The 26,116-nt window shown below is 55.4% G+C and carries 26 protein-coding genes; 2 read left to right on the forward strand and 24 right to left on the reverse strand.

Translation table 11 applies throughout. The annotated features are described in order from the left end of the window. Positions 1-22: 22 nt before the first annotated feature. The 4 genes from dprA to ACKGJP_RS22255 all read right to left on the reverse strand — a co-directional run bounded on the left by dprA (position 23) and on the right by ACKGJP_RS22255 (position 4,529). Positions 23-1,123: a DNA-processing protein DprA gene (gene dprA / locus ACKGJP_RS22240; RefSeq protein WP_409340988.1), complete on the reverse strand. Its 1,101-nt coding sequence runs from the start codon at positions 1,121-1,123 to the stop codon at positions 23-25. Positions 1,124-1,545: 422 nt separating this feature from the next. Then, on the reverse strand, positions 1,546-2,478 hold the full coding sequence (sucD, locus tag ACKGJP_RS22245; RefSeq protein WP_409340989.1) for a succinate--CoA ligase subunit alpha: 933 nt from the start codon (positions 2,476-2,478) through the stop codon (positions 1,546-1,548). A gap of 38 nt (positions 2,479-2,516) precedes the next feature. Next, positions 2,517-3,677 (reverse strand): ADP-forming succinate--CoA ligase subunit beta, encoded by a 1,161-nt coding sequence (gene sucC, locus ACKGJP_RS22250; protein WP_409340990.1) that lies wholly within the window; start codon positions 3,675-3,677, stop codon positions 2,517-2,519. 582 nt (positions 3,678-4,259) lie between these two features. After that, positions 4,260-4,529: a hypothetical protein gene (locus ACKGJP_RS22255; RefSeq protein WP_409340991.1), complete on the reverse strand. Its 270-nt coding sequence runs from the start codon at positions 4,527-4,529 to the stop codon at positions 4,260-4,262. Positions 4,530-4,770: 241 nt separating this feature from the next. Between ACKGJP_RS22255 and ACKGJP_RS22260 the strand changes: the two genes are divergently transcribed. Next, positions 4,771-6,348, forward strand: a complete 1,578-nt coding sequence (locus tag ACKGJP_RS22260; protein WP_409347231.1) for a YifB family Mg chelatase-like AAA ATPase — start codon at positions 4,771-4,773, stop codon at positions 6,346-6,348. Between the two features lie 163 nt (positions 6,349-6,511). Here ACKGJP_RS22260 and ACKGJP_RS22265 read toward each other — a convergent pair whose 3' ends face one another. The 9 genes from ACKGJP_RS22265 to rimM all read right to left on the reverse strand — a co-directional run bounded on the left by ACKGJP_RS22265 (position 6,512) and on the right by rimM (position 13,779). After that, a complete protein-coding gene (locus tag ACKGJP_RS22265; RefSeq protein WP_409340992.1) occupies positions 6,512-6,934 on the reverse strand; it encodes a YraN family protein in 423 nt (140 codons plus the stop codon). Positions 6,935-6,976: 42 nt separating this feature from the next. After that, positions 6,977-7,270 (reverse strand): EscU/YscU/HrcU family type III secretion system export apparatus switch protein, encoded by a 294-nt coding sequence (locus tag ACKGJP_RS22270; RefSeq protein ID WP_409340993.1) that lies wholly within the window; start codon positions 7,268-7,270, stop codon positions 6,977-6,979. Continuing rightward, positions 7,267-9,111, reverse strand: coding sequence for a hypothetical protein (locus tag ACKGJP_RS22275; protein WP_409340994.1), 1,845 nt, complete (start codon positions 9,109-9,111; stop codon positions 7,267-7,269). Before ACKGJP_RS22275 ends, ACKGJP_RS22270 begins: the two co-directional genes overlap by 4 nt. 157 nt (positions 9,112-9,268) lie before the next feature. Next, positions 9,269-10,030, reverse strand: a complete 762-nt coding sequence (locus tag ACKGJP_RS22280) for a ribonuclease HII (RefSeq protein WP_409340995.1) — start codon at positions 10,028-10,030, stop codon at positions 9,269-9,271. A 204-nt stretch (positions 10,031-10,234) separates the two neighbouring features. Further along, positions 10,235-11,095, reverse strand: a complete 861-nt coding sequence (gene ylqF / locus ACKGJP_RS22285) for a ribosome biogenesis GTPase YlqF (RefSeq protein WP_409340996.1) — start codon at positions 11,093-11,095, stop codon at positions 10,235-10,237. A gap of 43 nt (positions 11,096-11,138) precedes the next feature. After that, positions 11,139-11,708: a signal peptidase I gene (gene lepB, locus ACKGJP_RS22290; RefSeq protein WP_409340997.1), complete on the reverse strand. Its 570-nt coding sequence runs from the start codon at positions 11,706-11,708 to the stop codon at positions 11,139-11,141. Positions 11,709-11,807: 99 nt separating this feature from the next. Then, entirely contained in the window at positions 11,808-12,149 is a 342-nt protein-coding gene (rplS, locus tag ACKGJP_RS22295; protein ID WP_113032430.1) for a 50S ribosomal protein L19, read from the reverse strand. A 161-nt stretch (positions 12,150-12,310) separates the two neighbouring features. After that, positions 12,311-13,258, reverse strand: a complete 948-nt coding sequence (trmD, locus tag ACKGJP_RS22300) for a tRNA (guanosine(37)-N1)-methyltransferase TrmD (protein ID WP_409340998.1) — start codon at positions 13,256-13,258, stop codon at positions 12,311-12,313. Then, complete coding sequence (gene rimM, locus ACKGJP_RS22305) at positions 13,255-13,779, reverse strand: ribosome maturation factor RimM (RefSeq protein ID WP_409340999.1); 525 nt, start codon at positions 13,777-13,779, stop codon at positions 13,255-13,257. Before rimM ends, trmD begins: the two co-directional genes overlap by 4 nt. Before the next feature lie 56 nt (positions 13,780-13,835). Here rimM and ACKGJP_RS22310 point away from each other — a divergent pair, with 56 nt between their 5' ends. Next, on the forward strand, positions 13,836-13,961 hold the full coding sequence (locus ACKGJP_RS22310) for a hypothetical protein (RefSeq protein ID WP_409341000.1): 126 nt from the start codon (positions 13,836-13,838) through the stop codon (positions 13,959-13,961). On the opposite strand, the gene ACKGJP_RS22315 is transcribed toward ACKGJP_RS22310, so the two are convergent. The 11 genes from ACKGJP_RS22315 to fabD all read right to left on the reverse strand — a co-directional run bounded on the left by ACKGJP_RS22315 (position 13,958) and on the right by fabD (position 26,045). After that, positions 13,958-14,188, reverse strand: coding sequence for a KH domain-containing protein (locus ACKGJP_RS22315; RefSeq protein WP_409341001.1), 231 nt, complete (start codon positions 14,186-14,188; stop codon positions 13,958-13,960). The genes ACKGJP_RS22310 and ACKGJP_RS22315 overlap by 4 nt on opposite strands. A gap of 106 nt (positions 14,189-14,294) precedes the next feature. Continuing rightward, complete coding sequence (rpsP, locus tag ACKGJP_RS22320) at positions 14,295-14,567, reverse strand: 30S ribosomal protein S16 (protein ID WP_409341002.1); 273 nt, start codon at positions 14,565-14,567, stop codon at positions 14,295-14,297. Between the two features lie 51 nt (positions 14,568-14,618). After that, on the reverse strand, positions 14,619-16,001 hold the full coding sequence (gene ffh / locus ACKGJP_RS22325) for a signal recognition particle protein (RefSeq protein ID WP_409341003.1): 1,383 nt from the start codon (positions 15,999-16,001) through the stop codon (positions 14,619-14,621). A 28-nt stretch (positions 16,002-16,029) separates the two neighbouring features. Further along, entirely contained in the window at positions 16,030-16,398 is a 369-nt protein-coding gene (gene ylxM, locus ACKGJP_RS22330) for a YlxM family DNA-binding protein (protein WP_409341004.1), read from the reverse strand. A gap of 207 nt (positions 16,399-16,605) precedes the next feature. Continuing rightward, entirely contained in the window at positions 16,606-17,595 is a 990-nt protein-coding gene (gene ftsY, locus ACKGJP_RS22335; RefSeq protein ID WP_409341005.1) for a signal recognition particle-docking protein FtsY, read from the reverse strand. 434 nt (positions 17,596-18,029) lie between these two features. Beyond that, the gene (smc, locus tag ACKGJP_RS22340) at positions 18,030-21,605 is read right to left on the reverse strand and encodes a chromosome segregation protein SMC (protein WP_409341006.1); all 3,576 of its coding nucleotides are present in this window, start codon (positions 21,603-21,605) and stop codon (positions 18,030-18,032) included. 281 nt (positions 21,606-21,886) lie between these two features. Then, positions 21,887-22,582 carry a ribonuclease III gene (gene rnc / locus ACKGJP_RS22345; RefSeq protein ID WP_409341007.1) on the reverse strand — a complete coding sequence of 232 codons (696 nt, stop codon included), beginning with the start codon at positions 22,580-22,582 and terminating at the stop codon, positions 21,887-21,889. A gap of 5 nt (positions 22,583-22,587) precedes the next feature. Continuing rightward, on the reverse strand, positions 22,588-23,829 hold the full coding sequence (gene fabF, locus ACKGJP_RS22350; protein WP_409341008.1) for a beta-ketoacyl-ACP synthase II: 1,242 nt from the start codon (positions 23,827-23,829) through the stop codon (positions 22,588-22,590). A gap of 155 nt (positions 23,830-23,984) precedes the next feature. After that, a complete protein-coding gene (gene acpP, locus ACKGJP_RS22355) occupies positions 23,985-24,218 on the reverse strand; it encodes an acyl carrier protein (RefSeq protein WP_409341009.1) in 234 nt (77 codons plus the stop codon). 60 nt (positions 24,219-24,278) lie between these two features. Continuing rightward, positions 24,279-25,028, reverse strand: coding sequence for a 3-oxoacyl-[acyl-carrier-protein] reductase (fabG, locus tag ACKGJP_RS22360; protein ID WP_409341010.1), 750 nt, complete (start codon positions 25,026-25,028; stop codon positions 24,279-24,281). Positions 25,029-25,100: 72 nt separating this feature from the next. After that, positions 25,101-26,045: an ACP S-malonyltransferase gene (fabD, locus tag ACKGJP_RS22365; RefSeq protein ID WP_409341011.1), complete on the reverse strand. Its 945-nt coding sequence runs from the start codon at positions 26,043-26,045 to the stop codon at positions 25,101-25,103. Between the last annotated feature and the right edge of the window lie 71 nt (positions 26,046-26,116).

Raw genomic sequence — 26,116 nt, forward strand, 5'->3', positions numbered from 1 at the left:
CCTTCAAAAATAAAAATTGCGATTAGGTTATGACATAAGCAGGTCCGGGAAGCTGCTCGATCATTTTTCTCATTTGTAAAGATAACAGAATTGCATGCAAATGTCCAAAATTTGTTTGTGTGTGCTCCATGATCTGATCAAAGGAGGTGGGCAGCGGCGATAGCAGCTCGTAAACGCGGCGTTCCTCCTCCGTCAGCGCCGCGGTGCGATTCTCATGCAGCTGGCGGCTTGGAACATGGCTTATTGTGTCTTTCAACAAAAAAGCGTATTCTTCGACAACGTCCGCTGCGCCCGTTACCACCTTGGCTCCCTGCTTAATTAGAGACAGGGCGCCTTGGCTTTTCGGAGACGTGATCGGACCGGGAACGGCAAAAACGTCACGCGAGCATTCCAGCGCCTGGTCCGCCGTAATGAGCGAGCCGCTTCGCTCCGCCGCCTCCACGACGATCGTTCCTCTTGCAATGCCGGCTATGATCCGGTTGCGCAGAGGAAACAGTCCGGGCTTAGCCGCCGTTCCCGCGGGCTGCTCCGCGACGATCAATCCCCGCTCGGCGATTTCCCGATACAAATTCGCATTCTCCGGCGGATAGACGATGTCGATGCCGCAGCCCAGTACGGCGATCGTGCTTCCTTTCCCCTTCATCGCACCCCGGTGGGCGGCGCTGTCAATACCGCGGGCTAACCCGCTGACGATGCACAGCCCCTCTGCCGAAAGCTCTTCGGAAAGCGTGTCCGCTACCCTTTTGCCATATACGGTCGGAGTCCGCGTCCCTACCATAGCGACCGAAACCTCGGTCAGCAAACGCACTTCTCCAATCGTATACAGCACCCAAGGCGGCTGAGCCGTTTCGCGAAGCAGCTGGGGGTACTCGTTGTCGAAGATGGTGACGATGCGGATGCCCGCTTTCTCGTACCGGGCTTTCCGCTCTTCAATAAAAGAAGGCGAAAGCTTGGTCGCGATCAATTCCGCGCGCTGCTTCATCAGTCCGTAGCGCTGCAAGCCCTCGCTGTCCTCCTCCAGAACATGCGACGGCTCCTCCAGCAGCCCGAACAGCTGTAAAATCGTTTTCCATCCGACTCCGGGCAGCTCGTGCAAACCAAACAGCAGAGAACGTTTATCCATTAGTATATAGCACTCCTTTCCTCTAATGCAAAAGTTAACCCGCAAAGCTATTCCCCACAAAGTGACGCGAAGCTTCGAAGCTTACTCCGAGTACTTTGCGGGGAGCCCCGAAAGATCCGTAACGCAAAGCGACCCGAAGCTTCACAGTTTGCGCTAAGTAATGCCCCTACGACGATCCCCAAAAGTAAAAGCAAAAGACACGAAGCATAGGGGCACCCTGAAAGCCGCCAAACCGAACCCCAAGGAAAAACGGCTTCGCCGTCTTTTGACGGCGCGTTTACCGAGAAGTCGAACAATCAGCGGAGGATAACTTTCTGAGACTCTAACAAAAAAACCTTCCACCTCCCGCCTAACGGCGGAAAATGGAAGGTTGCTTACCTTCTCGTTCACAACTTTTCAGTTAATCGATTGCGAGAGTCAGCTTACTTCTTTGTGGTGCATTTGTCAAGCAGTCCTTTTTCTTGGAGCACGCTGACAAGCGTAGACCCCATTTCGGAAGGCGTCGGCGCAACTTTGATGCCGCAAGCTTCCATGGTTGCGATTTTCTCGGTAGCCGTTCCTTTGCCGCCCGAAATGATGGCGCCCGCATGACCCATGCGCTTACCCTCCGGAGCGGTTTTGCCGCCGATAAAGCCGACAACCGGCTTCGTCATGTTCGCTTTGATCCATTCTGCCGCTTCTTCCTCGGCCGTTCCGCCGATTTCACCGATCATGATGACGGCATACGTGTCCGGATCTTCATTGAACAGTCTGAGGATGTCGATGAATTCCGAGCCCTTCACCGGATCGCCGCCGATACCTACTGCGGACGATTGGCCGATGCCGCGCGTCGTCAGCTGATGAACCGCTTCGTACGTCAAAGTTCCGCTGCGGGAAACGACTCCGACGTGGCCCGGCTCGTGAATGTAGCCCGGCATGATGCCGATCTTGATTTGACCCGGCGTAATAACGCCCGGACAGTTCGGTCCGATCAGACGCGTGCGTTTGCCTTCCAGATACCGTTTAACTTTAACCATATCCAGAACCGGAATTCCTTCCGTGATACAAATAACGAGGTCCAGATCGGCTTCTACCGCTTCGATGATGGAATCGGCTGCGAATGGAGCCGGTACGTAAATAACGGAAACGGTCGCGCCGGTCGCTTCTTTCGCTTCTTTAACGGTATTAAAGATCGGAAGCTTAACCGTGGTCTCGTTCTCCAGCATGATTTTCACTTCGGTTCCGCCCTTGCCCGGCGTTACGCCGCCGACCATTTGCGTGCCGTAGTCAAGTCCGCCCTTCGTATGGAACAATCCGGTTGCGCCGGTGATCCCTTGCGTAATGACTTTTGTATGTTTATCGATCAAAATACTCATCGCTACATTCACTCCTTTTCTTGGTGGCCGCGAGAGCCTTATTTCACTTGCGCGACGATTTTTTGCGCGCCGTCCGCCATCGAATCGGCCGCAATGATGTTCAAACCGGATTCATTCAAAATTTTCTTTCCGATCTCTACGTTCGTGCCTTCCAGACGTACGACAAGCGGACGATCCAGGCCGACTTGCTTCGCGGCGCCGATTACGCCGTTGGCAATAACGTCGCAGCGCATAATGCCGCCGAAGATGTTGACGAAAATACCTTTTACTTTCTCGTCGGAAAGAATGATTTTGAACGCCTCGGTAACCTTCTCTTCCGTCGCGCCGCCCCCTACGTCAAGGAAGTTGGCAGGCTCGCCGCCGTAGTGCTTGATAATGTCCATAGTAGCCATGGCCAGTCCCGCACCGTTAACCATACAGCCGATGTTGCCGTCTAGCGCGATGTAGCTGAGGTCGAATTTGGACGCTTCGATTTCCTTCGCGTCTTCTTCTTCAAGGTCGCGCAGCGCAACGATATCTTTATGGCGGAACAGAGCGTTGGAGTCGAAGTTCAGCTTCGCATCCAGCGCCATTACGTCGCCGTCGCCGGTAACGACAAGCGGATTGATTTCGGCGATCGAGCAATCTTTATCGACGAAAGCCGTATATAGAGCTGTCATGAATTTCGCAGCTTTATTGACGAGTTCTTTAGGAATATTGATGTTGAAAGCGAGTCTGCGCGCTTGGAAACCTTGCAGTCCGATCGCAGGATCGATAACTTCCTTGAAAATTTTCTCAGGGGAATGAGCAGCGACTTCCTCGATCTCCGTTCCGCCCTCTTCCGAACCCATCATGACGACGCTTCCCGTGCCGCGGTCTACAACCAGACCGATATAATATTCTTTCTTAATATCGCAGCCTTGCTCGATAAGCAGGCGTTTGACTTCTTTACCTTCCGGTCCGGTCTGATGCGTGACCAGCACCTTGCCAAGAATTTCTTTCGCGTAGGTACGCACTTCGTCCAAATTTTTGGCTACTTTCACGCCGCCGGCCTTACCGCGCCCGCCCGCATGGATTTGCGCCTTCACAACGACGACTGGAGTTCCGAGCGATTGGGCCGCTTCCACAGCTTCCTCAACGGTAAAAGCCACTTTTCCTTGAGGAACGGATACTCCATACTGTCGCAGGACTTCTTTCCCTTGATACTCATGGATGTTCATTGTTTACTTCCTCCTGTCGACTTCATTCTTTTCTTTGCAACACGACGACGACGCCGAAAAACCGCAAAAAAACAAGCTCATGAACCGCCCGAATACCGCTGCAAAACACCTTGTCCCCGGAATAAAAAAGGGCTCGCAAATGTTAAGAAACGGTATTGAAGCGACGAACTTTTTTCGGCAAGTTTTCCGCACCACTCGACAACCTCACCTATTGTATCACTTTATCATCTTTTTTCATAATGATATTTGCGATGTGAAAATGAAAGCGAATCCAACGTTGAATAATCGGTGTCCGCTGCGCTCGAACAGCCTTTCGCAGCTTCAAAGTTTGACGTACCCCCAAGGTCGCCCGGCATCCTAATAACGTTCACGGGATAACGTTTTGAGCTCCGCCCACTAAGGTTGAATCGACATGTTTCGCCAAGGAAAAATGCCTTCCGGCGTGCTTTTGGCGCCAGACGTTTGCCGAGAAATCGATCATTCAGCGGAACTAATCTTTCTAAAGATTTCAAAAAAAAACGGCACACTTTCGATTGCGAAAATGCGCCTGCTCGGATACTTGCTTCGCTATGGATAATCGTTTCACGTATAGGCGGGATTCGTAGGCGTCATAATCCGCGGCTCGCGCTCCGCCTGTTTGATAAATCTCATTTCATTGCCGACGAACTGGCAAACCATGCATTGAATGTTCGGTTCCTCCTCGGGAACCTCTGCCATTTCGAACGATTCGGTGATGGACCCGTCTGCCGCATTTTTCATAAAACGCTGCGAGTACGTCGTAACGACGCTGAATTTTACCCGGTTAGAGCGGCAGTTGGGACAAAAGTAAGGAACTTCTTTCATGGTTGTCATCGTATGCTCACCTCATTACCAGTATTTCCAGTCTGCTCCGGAATCAAACAATTTTTCCATGAATCCATCTTTCTAAAGGATTCGGCGGAAAAAGAGAGAATACTTCAATATACCGCGATTCTCTGTCAGGATTTACCGGGGATGCGGCTTGGAACATAAGGAAGCACCTTTTTCCATGATGACGACCGCCTTGCTTATCGAGCTGCGGATCACGAACTTTGGGAGGAGCGTGTTTTTTAGTATGTTCGGCATCGTATACAGCGCCTGCGTTCACGGAATCGAAGGACAACTGATCGAAGTGGAGGTCGATATCAGCAACGGCCTTCCGCAAACCGCCATCGTAGGACTGCCTGACAGCGCCGTGCGGGAATCGATGGAGCGCGTCCGGGCTGCGATCAAAAACTGCGGGCTGACGTTCCCGCTGGCCCGCGTAACCGTCAATTTGGCGCCGGCGGATGTGCGCAAGGAAGGCGCTTCCTTCGATTTGGCTATCGCAGCAGGCATTATGGCCGCCAGCAACCAGTTGTCGGGTATGGTCACCCCTCTCACGCTGCTCATCGGCGAATTATCGCTGGAAGGAAGGCTTCGTCCCGTGCCGGGCGTGCTTTCGATGGTTCACGGCGCCAAGCAAAAAGGGTTCGAACAGGTAATCGTCGCGGCGGAAAACGTCCAAGAGGCTCGGCTTATAGACGGCATTCGCGTCGTAGCCTTGTCCCGTTTGAGCGATCTCGCAATAAGCCGGACTGGCTTAGACGAGGAAGCGGCGTCTGCGGCTCCGCCTGCGAATACAAGTCTCCTTGCGGAAGAGATGCCGAGCGAAGCGGGCGAGGATGCCAATGCAGTCGATTACGCCGACGTAAGCGGCCAGCTGCATGTCAAACGCGCCTTGATGATCGCGGCGGCCGGCATGCACAACCTGATGATGATCGGTCCTCCGGGAACGGGAAAAACCATGCTCGCCCGCCGTCTCCCGACGATTTTGCCTGACATGAGCGATGCCGAGGCGCTGGAGGTAACCAAGCTTTACAGCGTAGCCGGGAAGCTGTCAGACCGGGGCAGCTTTATCCGCAAACGGCCGTTCCGCTCGCCTCATCACACGGTATCGGCTGGAGGCTTGATCGGCGGAGGATCGATTCCGAAGCCCGGCGAAGCGAGCCTTGCCCATGGCGGGGTCCTTTTTCTAGACGAGCTGCCCGAATTTACGCGAACCGTACTGGAGGTGCTGCGGCAGCCGCTTGAGGATCGGCATGTGACGATCGGCCGGGCGCGTGCCGTATACAGCTTTCCCTCCAGATTCATGCTGGTGGCTTCGATGAACCCTTGCCCATGCGGATATTACGGGGCAGAAACCGCCTCAAGCGCATGCTCCTGCTCTCCGCTCAAAATCGGCGCATACCGTTCTCGCATATCCGGGCCGCTGCTTGACCGTATCGATCTGCATATCGACGTTCCCCGCATCGATTACGGTACGATCGTTTCCCGCACGCCGCCATTGTCGAGCGCGGAGATGAAAGCAGCCGTTCTGCGCGTACACGGGCTTCAGCAGAAACGGTATAAGTCGGCCGGCATCCATTTCAACGGGGAGCTGACAGGAAGGCTGCTGCGGAAGCATTGCGCGGTTCGCCCGGATGCGGAGCAGCTGCTCAAGCAAACGTTTGACGCGCTTGGACTTAGTGCGAGGGCGCATGACCGCATACTCAAAATCGCACGAACGATCGCGGATCTGGACGAACATCACGATATCGGTGTTCCTCATATCGCCGAAGCGATTCAATACCGCCAGCTTGACCGTCAAGTGCACGATACGGCTAACCGCTGACTTCAATCAACAACCCAACAATCCAACAACCGAACATTTGTTCGATTGTTGATTTCGAGCTGAAGCAACCGCGATAATCTTGCAAAAACGCAAAAAAGACTCGCTCCTACATCGGCGGCAGCGCCTAAGGAGTTGAGTCTTTTGCCTATAGAGGGGTCCCGTCTCAAAAGGCGTTTCTCACATGTTCGATTTCCGCCTCATTCAAGCCGGCAGCCGTACGGACGCCGATAACGTCAAACCGGATGCCGCCAGATGCATGACGACGGCTATGAAGATACACGAGAGCGGTGTCACGGACCTGCTTTCGTTTTCGAAAATCGATCGATTCCAGCGGCGTTCCGAAGGAATCGCTTCTCCCGCGCGTGCGGACTTCCACGAATACGAGCGTATCCCCGTCTTGCGCGACGATGTCGATCTCTCCGGTGCGGCACCGCCAGTTGACCTCCAGAAGCTTGTACCCAAGCCCGAGCAGGTGGGCGGCAGCCTGCTTCTCTCCAAGGGCGCCCAGTGCCTTGCGGCCGTCCACACGCTTATTTCCGGGAACGCCGCCGGCGGGCGTCTCCGATTCCGTTCGCAGCTTCCTCAACCTGCCCACCCTGCCTTTCCTGAACTATCGCCACAACTGCCGTTAACGATTGCCATGCTCTTTCGCCCGCTGATCGGAACGATAAACAAACGTTAAAATTTCCGCTACCAATTGATAGAGCTCCGGCGGAATTTCCTGATCGAGATCGAGCTTGGAAAGCACCTCGACCAAAGAAGCATCCTCCTGTACAGGCACGCGATGCTCCTTGGCTTTCTGCAAGATCATGTCCGCTACATGACCCTTCCCCTTAGCTACGACGCTCGGCACCTGGCCGGATTCCGATGAGTAGCGGAGCGCTACCGCTTGCTTGACCGATTGCTTCTGCGTATGCTTCATACGCGTATATCCATGCTTTTATAAGGCCTGGCATTGTATAGCGAAGCAAGCGCAGTTCGTCCGTCCTCCGCCGTACGCGTCTGATCCTGAGCCTCAACGGCTAGCTTCTGCGGATAAGGGCTGCAGCGCAAAGAAAGAAACTGGTATCCGATACGTTCTAGTCCGGCAGCAATTTCATCGCGATTCGACTCCAGAAGCTCGTTCAGAAACGGTAAATCGTTATGTACGTTCAAGCTGACGATTCTATTGAATACCTGCACGTCCAGCATCGTGTTCCCGATGGTTTTCATATGCAGGTCGAAAATTAGCCTACAGTTGTTCGCATCGATCTCTCCGTTTCGCCCTTTGCGCGATTGGATGTGAACGGCCGCCGCTTGCTCTCCGTTTCCGTTTAACAGCGGCACCATCATCGTCACATGTGCGAACATCGAGCCGCGATCCGGCGTCAGCAACAACTGCTGTCCGGTTATTTGCTGAACAAGCTGCTGCGCAGCTTCCTTTAGGGCGGGAGGCGCTTCGTCGAGCGAGGAAAGCTGCATAAGCGCTCCCTTGAGCGTATCGGCCAGCGGCTTCGAGCCCTCATCCCCGTCCGCCGAGCCGCTCAGCACGGCTGCCAGCTCGCTCTGCGGCGGTTCCAGACCGCCGCTTGCAAGCTGCTTCGCAAACCGGCTTTCATGCTCGACGCCGAGCGCCTTCAGCAGCTTGCCGAGCCACGGCGTCTCGGCCGCCGCAGGCTCAGCCGGCTCCGCGGCATGCGCGGCAGCCGCCGGCGGCGCTGCGTCTCGCTTCGCGGCAAGCGCCGGCTCCGGCGCAGCTGCTGCCGCAGGCTGCGCTGCGCCGCCGCTCGCGGCTGCTGCCGCTGCCGGGCTGGCGCCCGCCGCCGGCGGTGCGGCAGCCTCGCCCGCGGCGCGCGGCGCAGGCGTTGCTGCGCCTGCGGCAGGCTGCGCGGCTGGCGCCTGCGGCAGCGGGGCCGCGGCAGCCGGCTGCGCCAGCCCCGGCGCAGCGGCCGTCGCCGCGCTGCCCGCCGGCACGCTGGCCGGCGGCGCGCTGGCCGCTGCCTGCGGCGCTGCGGGCGCCTGCGCAGGCGTCGCAGCGGCTTGCGGCTGCGCGCTGGCCGGCGCTTGCGCGGCTGCGCCGCCCGGGCGCTGCGCCAGCAGGCCGAGCAGCGCGTCCAGCTGCTGCTTCGCCTGCTGCAGCACGCCCGCCGCCTGGGCGGACAGCGGCGCTGCGCCCGGCTTAGGCGCGCTCTCGCGGGCAAGCAATGCGCTCAGCTCGCGGGCAAGATCCCCCGCCTGAGCCGCCGCCGGCTTGCCGAATATTGCCTGGTGAAGCGAACCGACTGTCTGCTCGGTCACCGGCAGCCCCCGCTTCACCGCAACGAACGCCGCTTGCTGCCATTCCGCTTGCGACTGCTGAGGCGCCTTCGCCATCGTCTCGCTAAGTGTGCGCGCCGCCTCCTTCGTAAGCGGAACGCTTTCCTGATGCATCTGTTGAACGAGCTGGCGGTTTGCCGGCGTATCCTTGAGCCCGACGCTCTTCAGCAAATCCCCGAGCGATTGCTCGGCAATCTGGACGCCGGACGATTGCAGCGGCTTCAGCACCACCTGCCCGCCCTCCGATTCCGGCTGTACCTGCAGCAGCGCGGAATCGCCCTGGCGAAGCGGCATCTCGAGACGTGCGCGCACGTGCACGCCGCCGATATTTACGAGTGCCTCGTTTTCGGCTAGCAGCTCCAGAACAAGCCCCTTCACGATTTGGCCAACCTTCAGTTCAAGCGACTTCGGTTCGGAAGCCTGCATTTGACTGACGATGCTTTGCATGATCTGACTAATGGTATTCACGGCGTACCTCCTTTCCCTGCGGCTTCCGGGACGATATGTTAGCCTCTTTCGGAAAATTTCCTTTGTCTGGGACAATCGGATAAGAACAAAATCCTTTGTATTCCTTATATCGGCTTACGCCGCCGATAATTTCATGCTTGTACCGCAAAGCGGAACGTCAAAACAACTCCTGCTGAACGTTCGTCAAATTGCCGAGAAAAGACCGCCGGTGCAGCGGACATGGACCATACCGCAAAATCGCTTCCCGGTGCAGCTTCGTCGCATAGCCTTTATGAAGCGCGAGTCCGTATTCGGGAAACTGCATGTCCCACTGAAAACACATGCGGTCCCTCGTTACCTTGGCGACGATCGACGCGGCCGCGATCGACTGGCTCAGTGCATCCCCATGAATGACTGCAAGCTGCGGGATTCCGCTTTCCACTTTTTCGGCATCCACCAGCAAATAGCCGGGCTGCCGTTCAAGCTGTTCCAACGCTATTTTCATCGCAAGCCGGGCGGCTTGCTTGATATTGATCCGGTCAATGGTCGTGCAATCGACTTTGCCGATTCCGATCGCAACCGCCTGATTTAGAATCTGTTCATACAGCTGTTCCCGTTTTTTCTCCGATAGCTTTTTGGAATCGTTGATTTCCTCTATGATCAGTCCTTCAGGCAAAATGACGGCTGCCGCCACCACATCCCCGAACAAACAGCCCCTGCCGACCTCGTCGATTCCCGCTATGTACGCAAATCCTTGACTCCACAAATCCTTTTCATATTCAAGCAGCGATTGCGGCTCGTTAGGCGCGCCATCCTCCCCGGATCCCTCGATGACGGAACGTTTGCGCGTTTCCCGTTTCCCTCTCGCGACCTCCGCTTCCTGCTTCTTTTGATTCCGCTTCTTGCCGGTGCTTGCCGCTTCTGCCTCGTCCAAGTGCATATCGTTTCATCCCTTCCCCTTTGCCCATTATACTGCATGCGGCTAATGCAGGCTATCGCGGAACCAAAAACGGCGCGGCAATCGCGTATGCGTCTGCAATCGATTATCCCTGTTTCCGGCAGCACAAAAAAACGGCGATCCAACTGCATGCAGTTCGAACGCCGTTCCTCTTTTTGTTTTAGGAGTTACTTCAATTTCCGTCCCTTACGGACGCTCCATGCTGATTCGGCCAAGCATGTTCGTCCGAAGCTCGCGAAGAATGAGCGTCGACGTTTTGTCCAGATCGATCCGGCCTCCGCTTACGACACAGCCGCGGCGTCTGCCGATCGCTTCCATGACCTTGACGACCTCGTCCGCCTCCGAAACGTCTTCCGGGAGCTTTTCGAGCGAATACCGTTCGCGCAGCGCGTCCGGGTAATAGTGAGCCATATAGCGGACTACATAAAATGCGACCTCGTCCACATGCAAAATCTCGTCCTTAATCGCTCCTGTCGCCGCCAAACGAAGTCCGACCATTTGGTCCTCGAACTTGGGCCATAAAATGCCGGGCGTATCCAGCAGTTCCATCTCGGTTCCGACCTTGACCCACTGCTGCGCCTTCGTCACGCCAGGCTTGTCTCCCGTCGCTGCCGCTTTCTTGCCGGCAAGCCGGTTGATCAGCGTCGACTTGCCTACGTTCGGAATGCCGACGATTAACGCTCGAATCGCCCGCGGATTAATGCCTTTGCGGATTTGCGATTCGATCTTGGCCGACATGAGCTTCTTGCAGCGCGGAATGATTTCCTTCACCTGATAGCCCGAGCTTGCGTCGATCGGAAGCGCTTCAAGCCCCTTCTCGGCAAAATAAGCGACCCATTCCGCCGTCGTTTGCGGATCGGCCATGTCCGATTTATTTAGCACGACCAGCCGCGGCTTGTTTCGCAATATTTCGTCTATCATCGGATTGCGGCTGGATAACGGAACGCGCGCGTCGAGCAGCTCGATCACGACATCGATCAGCTTCAATTTTTCTTCGATTTGCCTTCTTGCTTTGGTCATATGGCCGGGAAACCATTGTATTGTCATTCTACCACCCCATCCGGCCCGATTTCACTTAGCTGTCTGTCTTTTAATGCTTAACGAACCCCATTTTGCCTACCGGCCAGAACAGTACGTCGGCTCTGCCGACAACTTCCTTATATTCGATGGAGCCGATCGCTCTGCTGTCTTGGCTGTTTAGACGGTTATCGCCCATCACGAAAACAGCCCCGTCCGGAACGGTCGTCTCCGGAAAGTCTTTATTGTACTTCTCCCCGTTTTTCTCGCGCTGCTCGATTTCCTCTTTGATGTACCACTCGTCCAGCAATTGGTCGTTGACGTACACCTTATTGTTGGAAATCTTCACCTTTTCGCCAGGGAGGGCAATGACTCTTTTTATGTAGTCTTTTCCTTGCGGCGCATGAAAGACGACCACCTCGCCGCGATCCGGCTTGCGGAACGTATAGATGATTTTGTTGACGATCAGCCGTTCTCCGGTATGGAAGTTGGGCTGCATCGAGGGCCCTTCGACGACATAAGTGGCAAAGATGAACCAGCGAATGAGAAACACTAGTCCAGCCGCAATCAAAATCGCTTTTATCCATTCCCACGCTTCGCTTTTCAACTCGTTCTTCGGACTGACCGCTTGTTCCTCTTCCATCGCAGCACCTTCCTTCCTCTTGTATGATAGCCAGCATTCGGTATCCAAATACGTCTCAACATAACGAAAAGAGGCTTGTTGTGCAAGCCTCCCCTCATCTTAACGGATCTCTTGAATTCTTGCTGCTTTACCGCGCAGACCGCGCAGGTAGTAAAGTTTCGCACGACGGACTTTACCGCGGCGAGCCACTTCGATCTTATCGATTTTCGGCGAGTTAAGCGGGAACGTTCTTTCCACGCCAACGCCGTAGGAGATTTTACGAACGGTAAACGTTTCGCTGATCCCGCCGCCGCGACGTTTGATAACAACGCCTTCGAACAGCTGGATCCGTTCGCGGGAACCCTCGATAACCTTAACGTGAACTTTCAGCGTGTCGCCGGGACGAAAATTAGGAAGGTCTTGGCGAAGCTGTTCTTTCGTAATTTCTTGAATCAAGTTCATGTGATTTCCTCCTTCCACTCAGGTGTTCGTGCGCTCTATCCTTATTTTACCAATAAGACAGCGTAGCGGACCACCAGATTCAGCACAACATCGTTCATCTTACCATACTGGGCCTAGAAATACAACACCGGTACGCATACTTTTTGTACAAACCGGCCACGTCAAGTTTGCTTGCCGTTGCCCGCCTCAGCGGAATTCCCTTCGGTAGCAGCCGCTTTGCTCGCTTGGGACTCTTGTTTAAGCTGCTCCAGCCAGAGTCGGTCCTGTTTAGTAAGCTCTTGCTTCATTTGCGCAAGCAGCTCCGGACGGCGGCGCCACGTTCGTTCCAGAGACTGGCGGCGGCGCCATTTATCGATGTTCTCATGATGACCCGAAATCAGCACGTCCGGCACGTCCCATCCGCGAAAGCTGGCAGGCCGCGTATAGTGCGGGTATTCCAGCAGACCGGTGCTGAAGGAATCGGTCACGGCCGAATTTTCGTTGCCAAGCACGCCGGGAAGCAAGCGCACGACGCTATCGATGACAACCATGGCCGGCAGTTCGCCGCCCGTCAGGACGTAATCGCCGATCGACAGCTCGTCGGTGACGAGGTACTGCCGAATCCGCTCGTCATAGCCTTCGTAATGGCCGCAAACGAAAATGAGACGATCTTCCTTGGACAACTCTTCGGCTTTTTTCTGCGTGAACGTCTCTCCCTGCGGGCACATCAGGATGACCCGCGGAGGCTTTCCTGCGCCCGTCGAGGATCCATGTCCGCTCATCGTATCGGCCAGTTCCGCATCGGTTTGGGTTACGGACGCTTCCTTGGCTGTACGCTCGGCCGATGTACCCGTATGTATGTCTGACCCGTTTCCGAATTCCGGCGCGCTGCTGCCATCCTCTGCCGCAAGATGCTCGACCGCCGCGAAAATCGGCTCCGGCTTGAGCACCATGCCGCCCCCGCCGCCGTAAGGATAATCATCCACCGTATTGTGCTTATTGTTCGCGAAGAGCCGGAAATTGACCGCATTCAGCGATACGATTCCTTTATCCCTCGCCTTGCCCAGGATGCTCGCCTGAAAGACGCCCTCGAACATTTCGGGAAACAACGTGAGAACATCGATCTTCATTCGTCCATCATGCCTTCCAGAAGCCGGATCGTAATCAGCTTTTGCTCCACATCGACATGCAGCAGCACGTCATCGATTACGGGTACGAGCACGGGCTTACCCTTTTCCCGTCCGACTACCCATACATCGTTAGCGCCGGTCGTCAATATTTCCGTAACCGTGCCGATTTCCCGGCCTTCCTCCGACACCACGCGGCATCCGACGATCTCGTGATAATAGTACTCGTCTTCTTCAAGCTCGACCAGATGCTCGTCCGTCACCTTGATGTCCCAGCCTTTGAATTTTTCCACTTCATTAATATGTTGATAGCCGGAAAGCTTCAGAATGTACACGTTTTTATGCTGGCGTCCGGATTCCACGACGACCTCCTGAGTGCCGCGCGTAGCCGAATCGACCAGCAGCAGCTGACTGCCTTTGGCAAAACGGACATCGGGAAAATCGGTAGACGAGATGACTTTAAGCTCGCCCCGGATTCCATGAGTGTTGACGACTTTCCCTACATTGTAAAGCTTTTCGCTCATACTAGCCCCCCATTATGCTTGTTGTTGGTACATCGCCCAGAGCGGAAGTCCTGCGCATGGAAGCCGAATCCGGCAAACACCGCAGCCCTCGTTTCTATGGCAAAAAGGGCGGGAATCCCCCACCCCAGCTGCAACTGTATGAACTCAAAGAGATCGTTCAAAAACGTTTGAACCTTGATTAAGAGACGATTTCTACGGAAACGCGTTTCGTCTCCTTTACGGCCGCCGACGTGACGACCGTACGCAGCGCCTTGGCGATTCTGCCTTGCTTCCCGATGACCTTGCCTACATCCGAAGGATGCACGGACAGTTCAAACGTGATTTCGTGCTCTTTCTCCACGGCTTTGACGGATACGCTTTCCGGATAATCGACCAACGCCTTCGCGATAACGGTTATCAAATCTCTCATAATGACCTCCCATGCAGAAACGGTTTGTCCGAACGCTCGGCAGCCGTTACCCGTTGAAATACCGAAAAAACGGCTTTACAGCCGCTTTCGGTATCTAACATGCAGATTACTTCTGCTGTTTGAGCTCATGCAGTTTTGTCATGATGCCGGCTTTGCTGAACAGACTGCGTACAGTATCCGATGCTTGCGCGCCGGTTTGCAGCCATTTGAGTGCAGCTTCTTCATCAATCTTAACCGTCGCAGGTTGCGTCAGCGGATTGTAATAGCCGATCTCTTCGATAAAACGTCCGTCACGCGGAGAGCGGGAATCGGAAACGACCAAGCGGTAAAATGGAGCTTTGTGAGCGCCCATACGCTTCAAACGAATGCGAGTTGCCATTAGTTTTCACCTCCTTACAAGAATTCATCCTTCACATTACGAAACGTCCAATCAGCGGAACGGGAATTTCATGCCTTTGCCGAACTTGCCCTTCAGGCCTTTCATCGCCTTGGCGCCGCCCGGCCCTCCCGGACCCATCATGCCGGAAAACTGCTTCATCATCTTGCGCATATCTTCGAACTGCTTGATCAGACGGTTTACGTCCTGCAGCGTCGTTCCGCTTCCGGCAGCGATCCGGTTGCGCCGCTTCAGGTTGATGATCTCCGGCTTGCGTTTCTCTTCCGTAGTCATCGAATGAATGATCGCCGTCACGCGTCCCATCTGCTTGTCGTCGACCTTGAGATCGCCCATTCCCTTCATCTTGTTCATGCCGGGAATCATTTCAAGCAGCTGGTCAAGCGGTCCGAGCTTCTTCATCTGCTCCATTTGATCGAGAAAATCCTCGAAGGTGAATTCGGCGTTGCGCATTTTGCGCTCCATCTCTTTCGCCTTGTCCGCATCGATATTGGTTTGCGCCTTCTCGATCAGGGACAGCATGTCGCCCATACCGAGAATCCGCGAAGCCATCCGATCCGGATAAAAGGGCTCGAGCGCATCCGTCTTCTCGCCGACGCCGACAAATTTGATCGGACAGCCGGTAACCGCCCTGACCGACAATGCCGCGCCGCCCCGGGTATCGTTATCCAGCTTCGTCAGCACGACGCCCGTGATCGTCAATTGCTTGTGGAAGCTGTCCGCAACGTTAACCGCTTCTTGCCCCGTCATGGCATCGACGACCAGCAAAATCTCGTGAGGACTGAGCGTCTCGTTGATTTGCTTCAGCTCATCCATCAGCTGTTCATCGATATGTAACCGTCCCGCCGTATCGACAAGCACGTAATCATTGCCGTTATCCTTCGCGTGCTGAAGGCCCGCTTTGGCGATTTCGACGGGATTCACTTGATCCCCGAGCGTAAATACGGGAGCTTGAATCTGCTCGCCAAGCACCTGCAGCTGTTTGATGGCCGCCGGACGATAAATGTCGCAGGCTACGAGCAGCGGGCGATGGTTCTGCTTCTGAAGCAGCTTCGCCAGCTTCGCGGTCAGCGTCGTTTTACCGGCGCCTTGGAGACCGACCATCAGCACCACGGTTGGGGGCTTGTTCGCTTTTGCAAGCTTGCTTTGCGTGCCGCCCATCAGTTCCGTCAATTCTTTGTTAACGATATCCACGACGACCATGCCGGGCGTAAAGCTTTTGAGCACTTCCTGGCCGATCGCGCGCTCTTTGATTTTGGCGATAAAGTCTTTGACGACTTTGAAGTTGACGTCCGCCTCAAGCAGCGCAAGCCGTACTTCGCGCAGCGCCTCGTTCACATCGTCTTCGCTTAGCTTGCCTTTGCCGCGCAGCTTGCCGAACACGTTCTGCAGCCTGCTGGCCAACCCTTCGAATGCCATTCGCACTCACCTCCAACGTCATTCATTCCTAATCGATCTGCCGCAGCGTCGCAAGCAGCCGTTTCATCTGCGTTAACGCTTGCTCGTTCCGGTTTTGGCCGTCCCCTGCCATTTGAAGCAAGGCTTCCATCTCGGCCGCACACTGTAATCTGCGCTCGTGCTTAGCCAGAAGCTGCAGCTTGCTTTCGTAATCCTCGAGCGCCTGAGCGGCGCGTTTAATATGCTCGTAAACCGCTTGTCTGCTTATATCGTATTCCGCCGCAATTTCCCCGAGCGAGAAGTCGTCGTGAAAGTGGCAGGACAAAAACGTCTTCTGCTTGTCCGTGAGCAGCTGCTCATAGAAATCAAATAGCAGGTTAATCCGATTCGTCTTCGCCAGCACGTTCGATTCCTGCATGGCGCTCCACCTCCCCCTACGGCATTTGCCCGTCAAGGAAAAAACCTTTACATCAACAGTCCTTATCATACTCGAGCTGCATTTGGTTGTCAAGTATTTTACCTTGTCAGAAAAACGCACCGTTTTTCGCGGCGTTTCGCTTGTGCGGGACTTCCCGGTCTAGGGCTTTGATATAGGGAAAGCGGCCCATTGCGGACCGCCGTTTCTTTACTCTTGTTCTTTTTCCTCGGAGATCAGTCCCGCGAAAAGCGCATGCACGAACTGCTCGGAATCGAATTGCTGCAGATCGTCCATCTTCTCCCCAAGGCCGACGAACTTGACCGGTATGTTCAGCTCCTGCCGGATCGCAATGACGATGCCGCCCTTCGCCGTGCTGTCGAGCTTCGTCAGAACGATTCCCGTCAGTCCGGTTTTCTCATCAAAAAGCTTCGCCTGCTGCAGCGCGTTCTGGCCTGTCGTCGCATCAAGCACCAGCAGCACCTCATGCGGCGCATCCGGCACCTCGCGGCGGATTACGCGGTATATTTTGTTCAGCTCTTCCATCAAGTTCACTTTATTCTGCAAACGTCCCGCCGTATCGCAAAGCAGCACATCGACGCCGCGCTGTTTGGCGGCATGAACCGCATCGAACATGACAGCCGCCGGGTCGGAGCCCGCCTGCTGGCGGATGACGTCGACGCCCACTCGCTGCCCCCATACTTCCAGCTGCTCGATTGCTCCTGCACGGAACGTATCGCCTGCGGCAAGCAGCACCTTTTTGCCCTGCTGCTTGAAGCGGTGCGCCATTTTGCCGATCGTCGTTGTCTTGCCTACGCCGTTGACGCCCACGAACAGCAAAATCGCAAGCCCCGATTCCGGCAGTTTAAGCGAAGTGTCTTCCTCGCTCTTGAGCAGGCCGACAAGCTTTTCCGACAAAATCGGCTGAAGCTCGGACGCTTCTTCGATTTTGCGTTTGCGCACTTCCACGCGCAGCTCCTCGATCAGCTTCATTACCGTCCCCACGCCCACATCGGCGCCGATCAAAATCTCCTCGAGCTCCTCGTAGAACTCCTCGTCGATTTTTTTGCGGCGCATGATCAGGTCGCCGACCTTCTCGACGAACGCATCCCGCGTTTTGCTGAGACCGTCTTTAAATATATTCGTGACCGCCTCCGTCTTGGTGGCGATGCTCTCCTTTAACCGTTTAAAAAAACTCATCGTATCCTCCTAAACCAGTTCAAATGTGACGTCATGCTTTGGATCTTATAAGTCTTTAAGGTCTTCTATTTTGACAAAAACGCCGTTTATCTCCAGATTAAGAGCCTCTAGAGGCTCTTAATGGCATCAATCAAGGAGAAATATCGGATAACTGCTCATATAGCAGTCGTTTGAGGCTTTTATTTTATCAAAGTATTTCATTTTCATCAAAATAGGAGACCTTAGGGACTCTTATTGACCGCTTGTTACTCTTTTCCTAACCCGTACTGCCGTGTCACATGCTGTTGCTCTAAGTCTGCAGCCAAACCTTACTGCTTTCGCATGCCGAGCTTAAGAGGTCTTCATCGCCAAGCACTTGGCGCAGCAACCGAGCCTAACCTCATATAGCCGGCATCAGAAAAGCTAGCCGCTTCTCCATCACGACGCAACTGCAGCTAGGCAGAAACAGCCGCTTCCGCTTCTTCAAGCCTGACGGAAACGAGTTTGGACACGCCGCCTTCCTGCATCGTCACCCCGTACAGCACATCGGCTTCCTCCATCGTGCCCTTGCGGTGGGTAACGACGATAAACTGCGTCACGCCCGAAAACTCTCGCAAATATTCGGCAAACCGCGCGACGTTCGCCTCGTCGAGCGCAGCTTCGACTTCGTCGAGCACGCAGAACGGCACCGGCTTTACGCGCAGAATGGCAAACAGCAGCGCGATCGCCGTAAGCGCCCGCTCACCGCCGGACAGCAGCTGCAGGTTTTGCAGCTTTTTGCCGGGAGGTTGCGCCACGATCTCAATGCCCGTGTCCAGCGGGCTGAGCGGATCGGCAAGAATCAGATCGGCCCGGCCGCCGCCGAACAGCTTCGCGAAGACGATGACAAAATGAGAACGTATCGCATCGAACGTCGTTTTGAACCGTTTCGACATTTCTTCGTCCATTTCGCGAATAACTTGATACAAGGACGCTTTCGCTTCAAGCAGATCGTTCTTCTGCGTCGATAGAAACTCGTACCGTTCGCTGATCCGGGCAAACTCATCGATCGCGCCGAGATTGACCTCGCCAAGCGACGAAATTTCCCTTTTCAGATCGCGAACCTTATTTTGCGTCCCGAGCACGTCCTCCGGTATCGGAAAACGCTCCTTGGCTAGCTCGTAGCTAAGCTCGTACTCATCGGACAGCTTTTTCAGCAGATTGTCGAGCTCGACATCCAACCGGTTCACACGCACCTCGGTTTGATGAAGCTGCTCTTCGACCTGCTTCAGCTGCGTCCGCTGCTCGCGCGTTTCGTTTTCGGCCAGCTCCAGCTTGCGAATCCATTCCGCCCGCTCCGAACGTTTGAATTCGGTCTGCTCCGTGCACTGCTGCTTACGGATTTTGAGTTCATTGAGCAGTTCGATCTGACGGATGCTCTCCCGCTCGTTTTCCATCGTATCTTCGTCCAGCTGAACCTGCATCCGCCGGTTGTGCGATAGCTCCTGCTTCAGCGTGGCGTAGTCCGATTGAAACCGTTTCTCCTGCTCCGCAAGCGATTGCTTCTCCTGGGAGACGCCCGCTACCTTCACCTTCAAGTCGGTAAGCAGCGTTTGCAGCTCCTCCTTGGCGAATTCGCTCGCTTTCCGGGCCAGCTCCGCTTCGCGGATCGCCTGCTGCAGCTCCGTTTCCTTCGCTTGCAGGCGCACAAGCGCTTCGGATGCCGCATTCTTCTTGGAGCCGTAGTCGGCAACCTCCTGCTGCAGCGAACCTCGGTCCTCGCCGACAAGCTCCAGCTGGGCTTCGATATTTTTGTACTCGTTCTCGAGCGGATTCAGCTCGGCTGCATATTGCTGCTCCTCGACCCGTTTCTGCTCGCCGTCGACGCGCAGCTGCTCCAGCTGGCCATTTTTCTCGGCAATATCGGCCTTGAGCTGACCGAGCTTAATCCTTAGGTCGGCCAGCTGCCCTTCGGAGGTCCGAACGTCCAAATCCATTTCTTCGATCTGGCGCTGGCGTCCGAGCAGGCTCGTCGTTTTCTTGTGCTGGCTGCCGCCGGACATCGATCCGCCCGGGTTGACGACATCGCCTTCCAACGTAACGACGCGGTACCGGTACTGGCATTTCGCCGCGATGCGGTTGGCGTCCTCCAGCGTTTTGGCGATAATGACGTTGCCGAGAAGGCTTCCGACGATCTGCCGGTATTGCGAATCGAACCTGACCAGATCGACGGCGATCCCGACGAAGCCGCTTGCTCCCTCGAACCCTCGCACTTCGGAGTCGGAGATCGAGCGCCCGCGAATGACGTCAAGCGGCAAAAATGTCGCCCGTCCAAGCTGGCGTCTTTTGAGAAACGCGATCGCTTCGCGTCCGTTCGCCTCGTTGTCGACGACGATATGCTGCAGCGCGCCTCCGAGCGCCGTCTCCACGGCTATTTCCACCTCAGCCGGCACTTTTACAAGCTCCGCAACCGCGCCGTGAATGCCGCGCAGCCCGTCGGGCCGCTGTTTCGCCTTCAGTACTTCCTTGACACCCTGCATAAAGCCGTCGTAGTCGTTCTGCATCTCGCGCATCGTGTCGCGGCGCGAAACAAGCGCATCAATCTTTTGCTCCCAGCGCCGAACCATCCCTTGCAGGTCTTCGAGCTGCCCCTGCAGCGACTTCAACTGCTGGCTAATGGCTATGTAAGCGTCGCGGATACGGGCTATTTCCGCCGTGGCGCTCTCCCGCAGCCCGGTAAGCTCCGCCCGGCGCTTCGTGATGCGATCCTTCTGCTCCGTCCATTTGGATCTTTCCTCATCGAGCCGGTCCGAACGCCTGCCGACGGTTTCAATCTGCTGATCCGCATGCCGGATTTCGTTCCGGCTCTGCGCCATCTCGCTGACCGTGTCGAGCAGCTCGGCTTTCAGCCGCTCCTCGGCTTCGCTGCTAATGCCGCCGCTGACCCCAAGCAGACGCTCTTCCTCCGCGCGAAGCTGTGAGGCATATCCGTCCAGTAGTGCGCTGACTTCGGCCATTTTGGCTTGGCATGCCGCCAGCTCCGCCTGACGTTCGCCTCCCCGCTGCTCTTGCGATGCGATCATTTGCTCGAGCTGCGAACGGTTGGCCGCCAGGTGGCGTTTCCTTTCCTTGAGAACCTCGCCTTGCCCTTCGCATTTTTCGAATTCTTCGCTGATCACCAGCAGCGTTTCGTTCAACTTCTCGAGCTCGCTGTCAAGCCGGCGCGTCTCCCAGCGATGCTTCTCCAGCTGCGCGTCATGCTTGCCGACAACCGTAGATAGCTCCAGTTGCTCGGCCCGCAGCTTAGTGAGCCGGTCGTTGGTCTCCGCCCAAGTCTTGTGCACCTGTTCGATTTGAACGACATACATGGCGATTTCGAGGCTTTTGAGTTCTTCCTTGAGCGCCTTGAAGCGATGCGCCTTCTCCGCCTGTTTCGACAGCGGAGCGATCTGATCCTCAAGCTCGGAAACAAGATCGTGAATGCGAAGCAAATTCCCTTCGGTTTCCGCCATTTTTTTCTCGGCTTCGCGTTTGCGCGACTTGTATTTGACGATGCCCGAGGCTTCCTCAAAGATGCCGCGGCGATCCTCCGACTTCGTGCTCAATATTTCTTCGATACGGCCTTGTCCGATAATCGAATACGCTTCCTTGCCGATCCCCGTATCCATAAACAGCTCGGTTATATCCCTCAGCCGGCATGGCTGTTTGTTAATAAAATATTCGCTGTCTCCGCTCCGGTGCACGCGCCTCGTTACGGTCACTTCGCTGAAATCGAGCGGCAGCGCATGGTCCCCGTTGTCCAGCGTTAAAGACACCTCGCCGAAGTTGACCGCCTTGCGGGCGTCGCTTCCGGCGAAAATAACGTCTTCCATTTTACCGCCGCGCAAAGAACGGGCGCTCTGCTCCCCGAGAACCCAGCGGATGCCGTCGGAAATGTTGCTCTTTCCGCTGCCGTTCGGACCGACAACCGCCGTGATGCCTTGCACGAATTCCAATTCGGTTCTATCTGCGAACGATTTGAAGCCCGAAAGCTCAATCCGTCTTAAAAACAATCCACTCACCTGTCTTTATCAAAATACATGAAATTCGTGTTTATAAAGCCCAATTCAACGCTATTGTACCATATTCGCGCAAAATATGCTTTCTTTCCTATCCTGGCGTGCATTCGCGTTAGATGCTCGCTCCCCTTGCACGCTTCCTAAAGATCATTTCGAGCAAGCACAACTCTCCAGTCTCCCAACTGCAAAGCCCGCTGCCGGGAATTAACCCGAGACAGCAAAGAGCAGAACAACCTAACGGTCGTTCTGCTCTTTCGGCTGGCAAATCCTTCTCGTTACTTCACGGTTACATTCAGCTTCTCGAGGGCCATTGCGGCGGCATGCTGCTCCGCTTCCTTCTTGGACCTGCCCATACCTTGACCTAGCAGCGTTTGATCCATGTACACTTCCGCAACGAAAAGCTTCTCGTGCGCGGGACCGCGTTCGTCGACTATCCGGTACTCGGGAGCGCCAAGCAGATTCTGCTGCGTATACTCCTGAAGCTGCGTTTTATAATCGACCACCTGCGGCTTGCCGTCGCCGGTAATCTTCGGAAACATGTGCTTGTACAGAAACGATTTGACCGCGTCGAGCCCTTGATCGAGATAAAGCGCGCCTACGAATGATTCGAACACGTCGGCCAGCAGCGCCGGCCGGGTTCTTCCGCCCGTAAGTTCCTCTCCCCGCCCAAGCAGCACGAAGCTTCCGAAATCAAGCTGCTCCGCAAACGTGACGAGCGAAGGCTCGCACACGATCGATGCGCGCAGCTTGGTCATTTCGCCTTCGGAACGACCCGGGAACGTATGGAAAAAATAATCCGATACCGAAAGCTCCAACACCGCGTCGCCTAGAAACTCCAGACGCTCGTTGTCGCTCATCGATGTCCGGTTCTCATTCACGAAGGAGGAATGCGTAAACGCCTGCCGCAAAAGCTGCTCATTCCGGAACCGGATGCCGAGCTTTGCCTGCAGTTCCTTCAAATCTTTATTCATCGGTGTCACGCCTCGAATTTCTTCAATACGATTGTCGCATTGTGGCCGCCGAATCCGAACGAATTGGACATGGCCACCTTCACGTCGGCTTTACGCGGCGTATTCGGAACATAATCGAGATCGCATTCCGGATCCTGGTTGTCCAAATTAACGGTCGGCGGAATAATGCCGTTCGTAATCGTCAAGCCGCAAATAACCGCTTCTACGCCGCCGGCCGCGCCGAGCAAATGGCCGGTCATCGATTTGGTTGAGCTGACCGCCACTTTATAAGCGTGGTCGCCCAGCGCCATTTTGATCGCCTTCGTTTCGGATCTGTCTCCGACCGGCGTCGACGTGCCGTGCGCGTTGATATAATCGATCTCCTCGGCGGCGATTCCCGCGTCTTTAATCGCTTTGATCATGCAGCGCTTGGCGCCTTCCGGATCCGGATCGGTCATATGGTGAGCGTCTCCGCTCATGCCGTAGCCGATCACCTCGGCATAAATGCGCGCGCCGCGCTTCTGCGCGTGCTCAAGCGACTCCAGAATGAGGATGCCGGAGCCTTCGCCCATAACGAAGCCGTCACGGTCGGTATCGAAAGGCCGGCTCGCTTTCTCCGGTTCCTCGTTACGTGTCGACATCGCTCGCAGCGCACAGAAGCCGGCCATGCCCGTAGGGCTGATCGTCGCTTCCGCGCCGCCGCAAATCATGACGTCGGCATCGCCGCGTTGAATCATTTTATACGAATCTCCGATGGAGTGCGTTCCCGTTGCGCATGCGGTAACCGCCGTGCTGTTTGGCCCTTTTGCTCCGGTGATCATCGAGATTTGGCCGGAAGCCATATTCGCGATCATCATCGGAATAAAAAACGGACTGACACGTTTCGGTCCCTTTTCAAGCAATATTTTATGCTGCTCTTCCCAAGTCGACAGCCCGCCGATGCCGGAGCCGACATATACGCCGACGCGTTCCGGATCCGTATCTTCGTTTACGTTCAGGTTCGCGTCCTTCAGCGCCGACATACTGGCGACAACCGCAAACTGTACGAATCGGTCCATGCGGCGCGCTTCTTTCTTGTCGATGCCGAAGTCTTCCGGGTTAAAATCCTTGATGGAGGACGCAATTCGCGTTGGATACTCGCTGACGTCAAAACTTTCAACGAGCGACACGCCCGACTTGCCTTCCATCAAACTGCCCCAGAACGTTTCAAGATCGTGACCTATGGCGGTCATGACGCCCATTCCCGTTACTACAACCCGCTGTGCCATTCGTTTCACCTCTATACTAAAAGCGTATTTACGCAAGATTAGACGCCGATGTAGCCGCTTTCGCAGCTTGAGCCACCGTCGTCTTGAGCTTTCACTTTCCGTCAGTTCAGCTAAAAGAGGAGAAGTCCCGTTGTCTAACGGGACTTGCACTTCGTTTACGTATGAGATTTTATGTATTCAACAACTTCTCCCACAGTCGTAATCTTTTCTGCATCCTCATCGGAAATTTCCATATCGAATTCGTCTTCGAGTTCCATGACCAATTCGACAACATCCAAAGAATCAGCACCCAAATCTTCTTTGAACGATGCTTCGAGGGTCACTTTCGACTCATCAGCCCCGAGACGATCAACGACAATTCGTGTTACGCGATTCAAAACGTCGGACATCCGGCTCACCTCCTCTACCGTATTATACGAGAATCATTACAAAAATGCCATAGCCAACCTTTACCCGCCCATGTACATGCCGCCATCGATATGAATCGTCTGTCCGGTCATGTAAGAAGCGTCGTCGGAAGCGAGGTAGACAACCGCTTTCGCGATATCGTCCGGCTCGCCTAGACGGGCAAGCGGGATTTGAGCGAGAAGCTGCGCCTTCATGTCGTCCGACAGCTTGTCGGTCATATCGGTCGTAATGAAGCCGGGAGCGACTGCGTTAACGGTAATCCCGCGCGACGCAAGCTCCTTTGCCGCTGACTTCGTAAGCCCGATAACGCCCGCCTTGGCAGCGACGTAATTGGCTTGTCCGGCATTGCCAAGCGCTCCTACGACGGACGAGATGTTGATAATCCTGCCCGAGCGCTGCTTCATCATGGGACGGGTCACCGCTTTGAGACAGTTAAATACGCCCTTCAGGTTCGTATGGATGACCTGATCGAACTCTTCTTCCTTCATGCGCATGATTAAATTATCCCTCGTAATGCCCGCGTTATTCACAAGAATATCGACACGGCCGTATGCCTCAAGCGTCTGCTTGACCAATTCTTCGGCCGCAGCCGACGATCCGACGTCACCCTGCACCTTCATGGCTCTCCGGCCAAGGGCTTCGATCTGCGCGACGACATCTGCCGCCGCTTGTTCGCTGCCTGCATAATTCACGACTACGTCCGCGCCCGCTTCCGCGAGCCGCAGCGCAATCGCCCGGCCAATGCCGCGCGATGCGCCCGTTACGAGCGCTACTTTACCCGCTAGCTGCATGAAAATCCCTCCAACAAGTAAAAGAATACCGATAACTGAAATGCCTGCGCCGCCAAGTAACCTTGCCGCCTTCTAGTTCGATGCCGAACTTGCGGAAACGAATTGCTCGATCGCTTCGATGCTGTTGATCGATACGACCTTAACGTTCTTGTCGATTTTCTTGATCAGACCGGCCAGAACGGTACCGGATCCGATTTCGAAGAACGTATCGACGCCTTCCGCGATCAGCCAGTTGACGCTGTCTTCCCACAGCACAGGCGAATACACTTGTTCCACGAGCAAGCCGCGAATTTGCGCCGGATCGGTTACCGGACGCGCATTCACGTTAGCCACGACAGGAACCTGCGCTACGCTCACCTCTGCCTTGCCTAGCGCTTCGGCCAGCTTCTCCGAGGCCGGCTTCATCAAAGACGAGTGGAACGGTCCGCTTACTTCCAGCGGAATAACGCGTTTGGCGCCCGCTTCCTTGCCTCGCTCGACGACGGCCTGTACGCCTTCTTTGCTGCCGGAAATGACGATTTGTCCCGGACAGTTCATATTCGCCAGTTCGACGACTCCCGTCGTTAGGCTAATCTCCTTGCAGAGCTGCGACAACGCATCGCGTTCTGCGCCGAGCGTCGCCGCCATAGCGCCTTGACCGTTCGGCACGGCCTGCTCCATAAACTCGCCCCGCGCCCTAACCGTGCGGACCGCATCTTCAAAGCCGAGCGCTCCGGCGACGACAAGCGCGCTGTATTCGCCCAGACTGTGACCTGCGACAAAGTCCGGCGAGACGCCGGAAGAACGAAACGCCTCGTAAAGCGCGACGCTTGCCGTCAGCAAAGCCGGCTGTGTGTTGTACGTTTTTTTCAGTTCCTCGTCCGGTCCGTCGAAAATAATGTCGGACAGTTTGAAGCCAAGTGCGGAATCGGCTTTCTCGAAAACCGATTTGGACGATTCGCACGTATCGTAAGCGTCGCGTCCCATGCCTACTGCTTGCGCTCCCTGACCGGGAAACACGAATGCGATTTTACCCACCGCTCACTACCTCCAGTGCGTTTTATTCAAGTATTGGAAAATTCAAAATAAAAATGATGGCAGATTGCTTG

This window comes from Paenibacillus litoralis, assembly GCF_046244365.1.
Classification (GTDB): domain Bacteria; phylum Bacillota; class Bacilli; order Paenibacillales; family NBRC-103111; genus Paenibacillus_V.